This window comes from Spirosoma validum, from assembly GCF_014699035.1.
GTDB lineage: Bacteria > Bacteroidota > Bacteroidia > Cytophagales > Spirosomataceae > Spirosoma > Spirosoma validum.
The window spans coordinates 311,518-324,245 of record NZ_JACXAA010000004.1 but is presented as its reverse complement, the minus strand read 5'-3'; the positions used below and the strand labels follow the sequence as shown (position 1 = coordinate 324,245).

Here is a 12,728-nt window from a genome sequence, read left to right as displayed (position 1 = left end):
TACTCATCATGCATCGTTACGTTTCCTTCATCACTTCTCTATTACTTTATTCGTTGTTGCTGACCACCAGTTACGCTCAGTCTCAACGTAACGTAACAAAATCCCCGAATGCGCTGTCGGCTATTCAGGAAAGCGACATTAAACGTGACCTGTTTGCGTTGGCGGGCGATCACTTCCGGGGACGCGAAGGCGGATCGCTCGATGAATTAAAAGCCTCGGTCTGGATTGCCGACCAGCTACGAGCGATGGGTCTGCAACCTGCGGGTGACGACGGTACGTTCTTCCAGTTTTTTCATATTCAGCGCACTCGCATTACCGAAACCAGCCGCCTGAACATCGGCACGCACCAACTGACGCACGGACAGGATGCCTTTATTCTGGCCCCGGCGATTGCTTCCGTCGATGCGCCCCTCGTGTTCGTAGGCAAAGGCACGCCCGAGGAAATGTCGAAAGTCGATATCAAAGGCAAAGCGGTGGCGCTGGAGTTTTCGGGAACAGGGCCAGCCGAATTGAGTTACCGACGGTTCTTGTTCGGCACGATGACGCGCCGGGCTGCCGAGTTGGTGAAAGCGGGCGCGTTGGCGGTCATCTGGGTGTCTAATGCAGAGGCCCAATCGTATTTCGAACGCTGGACCACCGGCCTCGAACGCGGACGCTATGATCTGCCGGGCGGAGCGAATACGCGGGTGTTCTCGCAGGCACCGACCGTCTGGCTTCCCGCCAGTGCACTGGACTGGATCAAACAGCCTAACCAGCAGTTTACCAACGTAGTGAACGTCGAGAGTTTTAATTATCCGTCGGTCAATATCGTTGCGAAAGTGCCGGGCACCGATCCAACTCTCAAAAACGAATACGTGTTGTTCAGTACGCACCAGGACCATGATGGCGTTCGTCGCGCTGTGGCTGGCGACTCGATCTGGAATGGGGCCGATGATAACGCCAGTGGCTGTGTCGCGACAATGGCTATTGGACGGGCGTTTGCCAAACAACCGGGGAAACGGTCGGCTTTGTTTGTGTTTCACGGCGCTGAAGAACGAGGTTTGCTGGGCTCGCGCTACTACGTCGATAAACCAACGGTACCGAAAGAATCCATTATAGCCGTGCTGAATGCCGAGATGATTGGCCGTAACGCACCCGATAGCGCCTGTATTCTGGGTCAGCAACCTCCGCACCGCAATTCAGCGGATTTGGTCAACGCAGCCTTAGCTGTGAACCAGTCGGAAGCGCATTTCAAGCTCGATACGCTCTGGGATAAACCCGATCATCCGGAAGGCTGGTATTTCCGCTCGGACCACCTCCCCTACGCCCGCGCCAACGTACCGGCCATCGCGTTCACTACGTTGCTCCACCCCGATTACCACACCCCGAAAGACGAACCTGACCGGATCAATACCGCCAAGGTAACGCGCATTGCCAAATGGATTTACCTGACGGGATGGGACGTAGCGAATCGACCGCAACGGGTACGCCTAGACCCCGACTTTAAGCTGGAGCGGTAGAGTTGGTATTGGTCTGTAGTGCCGACCGTCCCGGTCGGGCGTGTATATACCCTCATCCGACCGGGACGGTCGGCACTACAAATCCAGCGATCTTATATTCAGCTAGAGTAAGCCATTATTCACGTTAACGAATAACACAGATCGCAGAAGGCTACGACAAATAAACCCTGGCCCTGCTACGTACAATGACGTATCGGACCAGGATTTATTGATTAACGCATGGCGACCAGAATGAGGCTGGTCAGCGTAATACCGACCATGTGATAGCTGCTCGTAATTAAACTGTACAGAAACGGCCGGGGTATGTTGGGATTGATGGCGATGTTCGTCGTATTCGAAACCAGAAACCCAACCCCAACGACCAGAGCAAACACCAGTGCAGCCCCGTACGAATCGATGCCCAGCGCATAGAGTAAGATCGCACTGGCGACAACGATTACCAGCACACACAAACCGGGACCAGCGATGTACAGAGGGCTCTGATTCTGGAGGGTTTCGTTTGCTTTACCCAACGACACTTTGTAGAGCTGAGGAAAGAGCCGCATATACCACAGGGCTCCCAGCAGAAAATACACAACAAAAGCGACCAGAACACTGAACCAGTTGATGTTGCCCAATACGTTTAACATGGATTGACTGTTTAGTTGGTGAAATAAGGATGCTTGTCCTTCGACGTTACAAAGGTCGTGGCACCCACTGACAGCCTTATGTCATACCCTAGTTGGGGTCGCAAAAAAATGATGTGCCCGCTCAGCCAGTTTGCCTAGTTCCTGCTGTAACCCGGGCGGTTCGAGCACCGTAACGGCTCCCGCGTAAGGGAGTAGCCAGGCGGCTAAATACGGCAGCGAGCCGATAAAAAAGGTCATCTCCAACTGGCCATCGGGCAGCGCTTGATCGTGTACCCATCCATACTGGTGTTTGGTATCGTGCAACCGCTGGACCGATTCGACCCATACCCCCATCGGCTGAAAGCGGATAACGGCCTTTTCTTTACCCCGCCGATTAGCCTCATTAGCCCAGTATTGCTGCAGGCTTTCGGGCCGGGCGGTAAAGGTTTCCTGACTGATTGCCAAACTTTTGATTCGGTCGAGCCGGAAATTACGGAATGCCTGCCGCAGCCGACAGTAGGCCACTACGTGCCATTGCTGATTCAGATAAAGCCCAATCGGTTCCACGTCTCGCAACGTTGGCTCGTCGGCATCGGCAGCACTATACAGCAGGCGCACCACTTGTTGGGACGTAATGGCGGTCACCAATTGCTGATAAGCATTGGGTCGGCCGGGCAGACTAACTGCCCCCAGTACCTGAATGTTGGGCGACAGCGTTTCCAGGTGGTCCCGGTCAGTGCGACGTAGCGCGGATCGCAGCTTGTCCATAGCCGTACCGGTGAGTTGAGCGGTGGGCCCGTCGGTTAGTCCGGCGGCTAGTTTTTCGGCCGTGAGTAGGGCGATGGCCTCTTCGCGGGTAAACATGACCGGCGGCAACCGATAACCATCCATGATCGAATAGCCTTTTCCCTCCTGAGTGACTACCGGAACACCCGCCTGTTCGAGGGTTCGGATGTCGCGGTAAATGGTACGGGTACTGACCGAAAAACGCTGGGCTAACTCGGTGGCCGTCAGCGTCCGCTTGGTTTGCAATAGAGTCAGTAGCGCTACCAGTCGGGCAAGGCGGGTTGTTTCGTGATCAATCATGGATTATCGCTATCGTTGACGTCTGCTTCATTCGATGAACGCATCAATACGCCAAAAGTAATAAGCATCACGAAGTGAATTTAGCAGAACAGCTGGGACGTAGTAAATTGACCACATCTATCTTTTTGACCTTATATAGTCTTTTAATAACCATACATCAATATATCATAATTAGCTAACACATTTATTTGTTAAATTAGAATGTAAAAATTGCATTAGAAACCTACACTAGCTACGGCTTCCAAATGTCATTAATCGAGATACTGGATTTGCGAGAAATAGATACAATAAAGCTAATACTTATTGTTATAGCTGTTATCTTACATATAATATTCTCACATCTATTTCAATCAATCATATCGAAATTATCAATAATAGAAATATTAGATTTTCGAGAAATAGGAATTTTCAACTCTAGAGAAATAGCAATTTTTATATGTGTAATCATCCCCTTTTGTATCATCTATTTTCGTTCTAGTGAAGTTCGAACTTCTATAAAAAGCGTTATAAATGCCTTCTTTGTAAAAAATATAATAATAGTATATATATTACTGTTGTTGAATTTAATTATTGTTATTTCAATTCTATATTTTATTGGATTCTGGAAACAATCTCTTTGGAAAGACGCTATAATATGGTTAGTTTTCACAGGATCAGTTATTATGTATAATATAAGTAAGCCAAATACAGACAAAAAATACTTCAAGAAAATTGTATTGGAAACAGTGACATTTTCTGCTATAATTGAATTTATTATTGGGCAACATACTTTTAACATATTTATTGAAATATTACTCACAGCAATAGGTTTCTTTATTGGAGGCCTACTTCTTTACTCTAAAGAAGAAAAATACAAAGATGTAAGAAAATTATTAAATATAGTAACTATAATTATAGCAGGAATAATGCTATATTATTCTTTATCAAAAATTATTCAAAATATAATAAGTATCAGTATAGTTGAAAAAGCTGAAGAATTTTCATTATCTATAATCCTTACATTATGTTTTATTCCATTCTTTTATATACTATATCTATATATGAATTACAAATCAAGATTTTCTGCGATAAAGTCTATTATAAAAGATGACGATATTTTATTATATGCCAAAAAACAGGCATTATTGAACTTTAAAGATGACAAAGAATCTTTAGTAAGATGGACCAATACATTATTTCTAGAGGAACCCAAAACCAAGCAGGATGTAAAAAAGTCTATCAATAATATTAAAGAATTAAAACTTGTTGAACAAAACCCACCTAATGTAGATAGTAACGAAGGATGGTCGCCCCATAAATCAAAAGACTTCCTTAAAGATAGTGGAATTGCGACTGGGTTTTACAATAAATGCTATGGCGATGAGTGGCAAGCCAGTTCACCGTATATTGAACTCAACAAGGATTCAATTGACAATAGTGAAACGTATTGCATGGCTGATAACGTAGCTTATTACGTTTCTGGCAATAGCACTATAGTAATTCAATTGAAACTAATTCTACATATTAATTCGAAGAATGATGAGAAATTATCTGTTAATAAATTTCACGAATACGTCAAACATTTATACAGATCTGCTTTAGATAACGATTTACCAAATGCAATCACAAAAGCGATAATAAATGGCAAAAGCAAGAATTTAAAAATTTCCAATAAGACTATTTCAGTTATAAAATATGACTATGTTGATAGGAATAAAGGTTACAGAATTGCTTTTTCTATAGTGCATAAATAAAAGATAGTTTTGTAACATTATTCTCAAATTCTATTTATAGATATTTGCACACCTACCCTTTATATGCGCCGGTTATTTACCTCGTCAATTTCGTGTTTGATTCGCTTGGTAATATCAATTTTGGCACCAGTGAAGACGAAAATGGTTGTGCCCTGCTCTCGGGCAAATGGATTGGTTATGGAGTCGGCGGCTAGCGAGGTGCGGAAATAAGGACTCGTTTCGTTCAGCTCGTTACATTGGTTTGATAAAAAGCATTACGACATAAAAACCACTCGATTCTTTTGGATTAATCATTCTTTTCAACGAAGAAGATTTATGAATACTATTATCTATAAAAGAGACTAAATCTGTCAGACCATAACCAAACAAATCCTCTTTATCACGTGTCATTGTGTCGTAAGGAAGAATTATTTTTACGTAGCGATTGGGTTGAATCTCAAATGAATCTAAAGGAAAGTCAATCGTCAATTCAAAAGGGTTATCTGTTTCATTAATTATTCGAGGGAACATACAGCATAATGTATCCCTCGCCATCAGGGTCAGTGTATTTTGTTCCACCTTTTGGGAGGCTGTTTTGTACGATCAGGCTCTTACCGATAGAATCAGTATACTCATAGTTGGGGTCAATCCATCTGGAAGTGGATACGTCTTTGGTTTCGGACTTGATACTATTTTTTATCTCCTGTTTGGTTTTGTCCGCAGGAGGTAAAAAAACAACCGTTAAGAATAAAGCCTATACGTATTTCATAATTTACTTAGCAACCGCCTTTGCGAGGGGGACGTTTATAAATTAGTTTACTATCTCGTTCTACATAGTCGCCCGATACGATTGGATATGAATACTTAGGCGCGTGCGATACCCAATGGCTTCTTATACTTAGTTTGTCGTTAACGTTCAGGCTATGCAATTGCTGAAATTCATTAGACTTTTCCGGTCCAAAACTAAGGATATAATCGTCACCATTAATCCTGACCATCACTCCGAAACCTAATCGTGAGCCTGGCGGAAGAGAAAGAGAGGTTACAACAGCCTCCATATTGGTAAAAGCACTTATATGCTTCCTTATTTTAGCTTCACCGGCATACACTTTTTTACCTTCGGGAGACGCTTCCCATTTTTTGTACTTTATACCATCAGGGGTAGCCTCCCATTTTTTCCTTCCGGCTTTCATTTCAGCAACAGAGAGTGGTTTTGAGGTTGATTTTTTAGACGCTTCATTGTTAATTTCACGATTAGCCAATACGAGTCCGCTTACTACAACCAGCGGTAAGACCAGCGCATAAATGATTTTTTTCATGTTTTTTGTCGGTTCAACTAACATAGATCTATCTCCTGATAAATCAGATCCGTTTAAGGCCTTCTTTTTATTTTCAAGGATTTCAACCACTGCGGTGGGCAGCAAAGCTAAAAGTTTCGATCCTGTCGTCTATAAACGACCTGTAAAAGAATGTTAACGAAACGTAAAAGTTGCCGCTTCGGCGCTCCGACGCTTCGGCGCAGGGTGGCCTATGCCGTCCGATTTTACAGAGTGCTATGGATTTTGGCCTCTACGTAGTGGGATATACTGTACAATAATGTTGTCTACACGACTGTCTTACAAAAACGCTCCTAACTGATACGAAGGAGCATTCATGTATCTGCTTCTCAATTGGGGCGTTTTATGGGCCGGTTTGCATTTGGCCCCTTTTAATAAAAAAGATTTTTTGGCAAGCGTTACTTACGCCAGTTTGGTGGGTATAGAGTTGTGCAGCCTTACATCTTTCCATTATTTTAAGCGAAAAACCCGGTTCGTCCCACAACCATCCGTATCACGAAACTTCTTCATGTCATGAGATTAATTATCCACAAACTCATTCTGCTGTTTTCTATTTCTAGCTTCTTTACAGCCCAATCAACGGCTCAAAACCAGGATCTTCAGCTTACCTATCAGTACTCCCTTTTTGATGTCTATCACATACAGGATCGCTACACAAACAACCCATCCTGCATTACGAGTCGTACCGAAACAGGAGGTGAGGCTGGGTATACAAAGGTTGAAGAACGTACAGAGTCAGCTGTTGACTATAGTCCGTCGGGAGTCCCATATTTAGTACCCGGAAACAAAATTAGAAAGGAAGTAAAAGTTCCGTCAACCTATTATTCCTATCGAGTCTTTACGAACACATGCTCAGAGTATGCTAAGGTAAAAGCCATACGAAAAATTCGTCTTACTACGGGTCAGACTATGTATGAAGATGCTTCATTTTGGGTGAAACCTGGCGCAACTGAGCAGAAAACTATAAAATATGTGGATGATTATAATTCCCAAACTGCTGAAATTGGATCAGTGATCGCCTACAAAAATCCACTTAACATCGATTCTGATGCGCATAATACGTATGTAAACTCAGTCATAAATAGTGACAAAGGAACACTGGTAGTCACTCCAACTTCCACTGAGACCAGAATTTCTTTAGAACCTGGAGATAAGGTGATTATTAGAGCTGAGGGGTCGGTAAGGCTGGGAATGTTCGCCGGTTATGGTGGACCAAATGGAATAGGGGGATTTGCTACCTACAGTACCACGACCAATGCAAAACATGGTTCGCTGATTTATCGTTTTGGGGGCTCTGATTGGACTTTTCTAGGTAGCAGTAATACCCTTACGGTTCATAAACCAGGCTATTTAAGTCTGGCGGTGAATGATAACAGTACGGATGATGATGAGGGTCAATTTATTGTGAATTATGAAATAATACGGGCTACTAGTACATCAGCTTCAATGTTTAATTCATTACCTCAAAGCTGTTCTGATTTAGAAAAGATAGCCAACTTCAACAAAAAAGATCTCGATACTTATCTTGCCAATAATAGTTTTACTAGTGCCGGAGAGAAGGATGGTATAAAATTTTTAAAGCGCGAAGGTGATGATGATGAATTAGCTTTAGGATTTAAAAAAGATTACTTAAATCATAAAAATATTCTTGTTTTTGCTACAGACTCGGAAGAAAGGTATCAGAAAATTAAAAATTCACTTTCTGTGGAAGGCTATGTTTATACAAGAAACGAAGATAAGGTGGATATATACAAAAAAACTGCCAAAAGATCTCAGTCATCTTTTAATATTGAAATTGGAATCCGCATCGAAGATGATATTTATACAGTGATACTTGTTACTTCTAATAATTGATGTTATTCCAGTCAATAGGGATTCAACACGGAAGTATTTAGCGGGGCTTGAATGCGTGAATAGATTATGATTTTTGCTCTGCACTGCCGACGCTCTTGCAATAGGCAGCACCCTCTCGGAGGAGGCAGAGTAGCCCAACTAAACGGGTGTGTAAAGATTGAAGTACGCCCCGTTTAAGAAATTTCCGTCATCTCGTTATTGATCCGTGAATTAATCCGTAAAGAAATTTTAGGGTTGATCTTTGACAAAGTTCTAAACTTTGTCAAAGGCGATAGTTGAGCGATCTGGCAAACTTTACAAACTTATTCACGCATCAATAAACGCTCTTTCTTGAGACGAGAAATGCTTCATTCGTGTATTACCATCTTGTTACAATACAAACGGTCGTACACATTGTAATAAATTGCGTAAATACAATATCGAAGCCTTGTAAAAAACTATTGGTGGTAATTGTGGCTCTTATATTCTGTCGAATGACACTCACCAAGGCAAGCGAATTCGTCTCTTCTACATAAAATCTTTATCGGCGTTGACTATTCACTTCGTCGATTTCGTGTTTAATGCGTTGGCGAATGTCAACGTTTGCGCCGGTGAAGAGGAAAATGGTGGTGCCCTGTTCTCGGGCAAACGGATTGGTTATGGAGTCGGCCGCTAGCGAGGTGCGGAAATAAGGACTCGTTTCGTTCAACTCGTCACGTTGGTTCTCAGCCTCTTTCACTCGGATCAGGTTCGCGTAGGGTTGGTCGAGGTTAAACCAGTTGAGGTAATCGGCATTGAACGATACCGCCTGGACGCTCCGTTTGGTGTAGAAATTGATCGCGCCCGCCTGACCGTAGTTGTCGCAGAGAACCAGCGTATTGCCTGGAAGGGTCGTATACACCTTATCGACCTTAGCGGCCAATTCTCTCCAGCCCAACATATCGGCGTAGTCCTGCGGCAGGGCATGGTCTTTGCCGTCTTCCCAACGCAGTTGCCCTAATTTCTGATACGTAGCGCGATGGCTTACCATGTAATCAGGGCTTTTGTTGGGAAACGCTACCTGGTACATCGGAATGAAAAACAAAACCGGCAGGGCTATGATCGCTGGTAGCAGATACCGTTTCCAGCCTGTCTGCAGTTGGTTGGCGACAAACACCGAACCGAACGACAGGTAGATGGGATACAGCCCAATGGCGTAATAATCTTTGGCCTTCAGGTAGAGAAAAACGCCCAGTGTCAGGCCGATAGCCCAGGCGAATGATTTATACGTTTCGAACGGCTTGTACACCAGCAAGGCATATATCCCGGCAATGATAACGGGTAAAGAACCGACAAAAAACAGCAGCTGCGCTTTCAGAAACGCATTTCTGTCGACATTGACCAGTTGCTTCTCGGCCAGTTCTTTCATGTGGAATAGTACCGGAAACTGATTCGTGTATTGCCACAACAGATTGGGCAGGATCAGTAAGAGAGCAACCAAACCAGCTCCTACCACGTGGGGATTGATCAGGAGTTTCCGTTGCGGGGTCAGCAGTAGAGCCGGTACAAATCCGATCAGCAGAAAAGCGATGTTGTATTTGTTCAGAAAGCCTATCGCAAATACAACCGCTCCGGCGTAGAGCCACTGCGTTTTTCGAGAGTTGAGGTACTTGATCAGGACGTAGTACAAGGCTGTCCAGCACAGAACGTCTAATGAATTGGGTTGGTAGAGGGTGTTGAGTCGCAGCAACACCGAGAATAATACGCCCGTCGCGCCCAGAATCAGGGCAGCCAGTGTCCCGTTCAGTGTCTCAATCGCTTTCCAAACCACGACAATGGTCAACGCGCCAAACAGAGCGGGAAAAAACTTGACCCAAAACACTGAATTCCCCAGCCCTTTGATGATCCAGGAAATCCAGGACGTAACCGGCGGCACGGACAAATACCCCCAGGCCAAATGGTTCGCCTGGTCGAGGTGCAGATATTCATCCCGTTGCAAGTCGTATTCCGGGCTGATTAATACGTACTGCAGGACAAACTTAAGCAGAACGAATCCAGTCAGAATGGCTGTCTTTTTGGTCATTAGCGCCTGGTTGAACTTAATGATCAGGTTTCTATTTTTCATTCTTACCGGGCTTTAACCCGGCAAGAATGAAATAGTATCGGCGGTATTTGATAAAACTCAATAAGCCCATGGGTACCAAGCTACGGCTCCCGCAGTACGTAGCCTTCGCCGATGACGGTATGAATCAGTCGGGGTTCGCCAGCCTGATCGACTTTTTTTCGTAACAACGCTACGTATACTTCAATGGAGTTGCTGCTCATGGTGTACTGCATATCCCAGACCTGCTCAGCGATGGCGGCTCTGGAAACCACGCGTCCCCGATTTTGCATCAGGTACTCCAGCAGTTGAAACTCCTTCGCGGTTAGATTGATCACTCGATTACCCCGCTGGACAGTACGTTTATCCAGATTGATAGCCAGATCTCCGATCGTTAGTGTCGTTTCCTGTTGTAGGTGTCCCGTATGTCGCCGGGTTAGCGCCCGGATGCGGGCCAGCAAAATCTCGAACGGAACAGGTTTTACCAGATAATCGTCGGCGCCTACGTCCAGGCCGGCTACTACGTCAGGGGTTGTGCCAAAGGCTGTTAGCATCAGTATCGGTGTTTCAATACCCTGCTTACGTAACGTCTCAACCATATCCAGGCCATTCTGCCGGGGCATGTTTATATCAGCGATAATTAAATCAAATGGATAATCCAGTGCCAACCGCTGTCCGGCTAGTCCATCAGAAGCAACCTGAACCATAAATCCACTGGCTTCCAGACCTTTCCGCAGGAACGCGGCAATCGACGCTTCATCTTCAACGATGAGTATGTGCATGGGTTATGAACTACATGTAATTTAGTCAGCAAAATAACGAAGGTTTACTGAACTCATAGTATAACACAAAACCCCGATTCTGGTTAGATCGGGGTTTTTATTCAGTGCTATTAATGAGCTAACACAAGCTTACAACGTAGTGTGATCCTTACCGTCGGCCACCGCCACCATGAAAACCACCACCGTGGAAGCCCCCACCGAAACTACCGCCCGACATACGGGCACCTCCGCCCCAGGATTGGGTATGGTAAGCGCCGGCGTTGGCATCCAGATATCGACCGGTTGCGCCACGAGCGGTATTCGTCCAGTTACCGGGTCGGGTATATTGACGGGGATTGGTCAGCCAGTTGGCGCGGGCGTTAGCCGATCCGGCGGCTGGGTTAAAGGCCCGCCGAGCCGCTGACATAAACCCTGTGTTTCCGGCGGTCAGGATGTGGTGTTGCCCAATATTCTGAGTGTAATACGTATTGAAGCGGTTATACAGGTGAGGATACGTAGCGTAGCCCGATCGGAAAAACCAGTTTGAGAAGCCCAGGGACGGCATACCAAACAGCACCATATTTCCGCCAAGTCCGTAATAAAAACCCGTGCCATACCACCAGGCCGATGGATACCAGAGGGCGGAGGTGTACCAATATGGATACCCAAACCAGTATGGATAAGGGTTTTGATAATAGTACGACGTATTGACCCAACCCGGATCAGGATTAATGCCCGTGTTGTAGCCGTTTGCCTGCGCATAGGCCTGCCCTGCCTGTTGTAACTCCTGTTTTGCCTGCGGGTCGTTATTGATTTCCCGTTGGTAATCTGCCAGCTCCTGCTGATTTTGTACGGCCAAACTATCGTGCAAAGCCGTCAGATCTTTCGTCACCTGATCTGGATTAGCCCGGTATGCTTCGCCTAACTGCGTCGTTTTATCGAGCTGATCGGTCAGTTGAGTCAATACGTCCGGCATGTCGATCAACTGGCGAAACGCATCCTGCGTCGGTACGTCCAGCGAACTAATCAGGTTGTCGAACGACTGTTGTGCCTGTTGATTGATGTTATCCAGCTGAACCAGATCATCGTAGTGATGGCGATAGACTTTCCAGGCTGACTCCTGTAGATCGGCCGTCAGATTTTTGGTCAACGCCTTCACCGACGACTCATCAGCGCCTTTGGGCATAGTTGCCAGTGCATGTAAGATGTCAGGGTAACGTGACAAATTATAAAACCAGGCCTGTTTGTTCTGGCCGTATGGTTGAATAATAGTCTCGAACGCCTGCTGACTGGTAGCGCGTTGCTGGGACAGCCCCGATAAGATCTGCGGCTGTTCACTGGCTAATAAAATCGACCGGCGAACATCGTCGCGGTACGGAGCAATGGCCGACACAATGGTTTGGTTGTCAGTGGGTGCAGGTTGCTGTTCAGCTTCTGTAGTTTGCGCAAAAGTTGATTGCCATCCTGCGACAAGCAGCCCGAGTGTGAGCAGCGTTGTTTTTGTCGAAATAAAATGGATGAGCGCTTTCATGATTGATTTTTACGAAATGTGATGCGGTTGAAACATCGTTCAGGTAACAGGTTATATACGTACCAGCAGGGAAGCCGAATCTTCGAAAACTCAGGCCTTATTTTTCCAGAGAATCGGCTTCTTTGCTGACACGACAAACGTCGTCAGATGACCTGAAAAGAGGATAAAGCAGGGGTTAATGTTCGGTTAAAAGTAAATACCTCCTTCGCTAAAAATGCCTTCAATTGACCGAAACAGGCAAATTCTCTACGAAAACAGCTTATCTTCGGACTCTGGTATCG

At 45.3% G+C, this 12,728-nt stretch carries 11 protein-coding genes; 4 read left to right on the top strand and 7 right to left on the bottom strand.

Annotated elements, in window-relative coordinates; translation table 11 throughout:
* Positions 1-8: 8 nt before the first annotated feature.
* Entirely contained in the window at positions 9-1,499 is a 1,491-nt protein-coding gene (locus tag IC230_RS13775) for a M28 family peptidase (protein ID WP_191039606.1), read from the top strand.
* Positions 1,500-1,711: 212 nt separating this feature from the next.
* Here the strand turns inward: IC230_RS13775 and IC230_RS13770 are convergent, their stop codons facing one another.
* Together IC230_RS13770 and IC230_RS13765 are read right to left on the bottom strand one after the other, a co-directional pair.
* Positions 1,712-2,128, bottom strand: a complete 417-nt coding sequence (locus IC230_RS13770) for a DUF1761 domain-containing protein (RefSeq protein ID WP_191039605.1) — start codon at positions 2,126-2,128, stop codon at positions 1,712-1,714.
* Positions 2,129-2,209: 81 nt separating this feature from the next.
* Complete coding sequence (locus IC230_RS13765) at positions 2,210-3,193, bottom strand: helix-turn-helix transcriptional regulator (RefSeq protein WP_191039604.1); 984 nt, start codon at positions 3,191-3,193, stop codon at positions 2,210-2,212.
* Positions 3,194-3,438: 245 nt separating this feature from the next.
* Here IC230_RS13765 and IC230_RS13760 point away from each other — a divergent pair, with 245 nt between their 5' ends.
* Positions 3,439-4,926, top strand: coding sequence for a hypothetical protein (locus tag IC230_RS13760; RefSeq protein ID WP_191039603.1), 1,488 nt, complete (start codon positions 3,439-3,441; stop codon positions 4,924-4,926).
* A 44-nt stretch (positions 4,927-4,970) separates the two neighbouring features.
* Positions 4,971-5,120: a hypothetical protein gene (locus tag IC230_RS13755; RefSeq protein WP_191039602.1), complete on the top strand. Its 150-nt coding sequence runs from the start codon at positions 4,971-4,973 to the stop codon at positions 5,118-5,120.
* A 37-nt stretch (positions 5,121-5,157) separates the two neighbouring features.
* Here the strand turns inward: IC230_RS13755 and IC230_RS13750 are convergent, their stop codons facing one another.
* Both IC230_RS13750 and IC230_RS13745 read right to left on the bottom strand, forming a co-directional pair.
* Entirely contained in the window at positions 5,158-5,484 is a 327-nt protein-coding gene (locus tag IC230_RS13750) for a hypothetical protein (RefSeq protein WP_191039601.1), read from the bottom strand.
* A 197-nt stretch (positions 5,485-5,681) separates the two neighbouring features.
* The gene (locus IC230_RS13745; RefSeq protein ID WP_223860636.1) at positions 5,682-6,329 is read right to left on the bottom strand and encodes a hypothetical protein; all 648 of its coding nucleotides are present in this window, start codon (positions 6,327-6,329) and stop codon (positions 5,682-5,684) included.
* 426 nt (positions 6,330-6,755) lie between these two features.
* Here IC230_RS13745 and IC230_RS13740 point away from each other — a divergent pair, with 426 nt between their 5' ends.
* On the top strand, positions 6,756-8,096 hold the full coding sequence (locus tag IC230_RS13740) for a hypothetical protein (RefSeq protein ID WP_191039600.1): 1,341 nt from the start codon (positions 6,756-6,758) through the stop codon (positions 8,094-8,096).
* A 520-nt stretch (positions 8,097-8,616) separates the two neighbouring features.
* Here the strand turns inward: IC230_RS13740 and IC230_RS13735 are convergent.
* The 3 genes from IC230_RS13735 to IC230_RS13725 all read right to left on the bottom strand — a co-directional run bounded on the left by IC230_RS13735 (position 8,617) and on the right by IC230_RS13725 (position 12,447).
* On the bottom strand, positions 8,617-10,179 hold the full coding sequence (locus IC230_RS13735; protein ID WP_317171792.1) for a glycosyltransferase family 39 protein: 1,563 nt from the start codon (positions 10,177-10,179) through the stop codon (positions 8,617-8,619).
* Positions 10,180-10,259: 80 nt separating this feature from the next.
* Complete coding sequence (locus tag IC230_RS13730; RefSeq protein ID WP_191039599.1) at positions 10,260-10,937, bottom strand: response regulator transcription factor; 678 nt, start codon at positions 10,935-10,937, stop codon at positions 10,260-10,262.
* A 148-nt stretch (positions 10,938-11,085) separates the two neighbouring features.
* The gene (locus IC230_RS13725) at positions 11,086-12,447 is read right to left on the bottom strand and encodes a hypothetical protein (protein WP_191039598.1); all 1,362 of its coding nucleotides are present in this window, start codon (positions 12,445-12,447) and stop codon (positions 11,086-11,088) included.
* Positions 12,448-12,728: the final 281 nt, after the last annotated feature.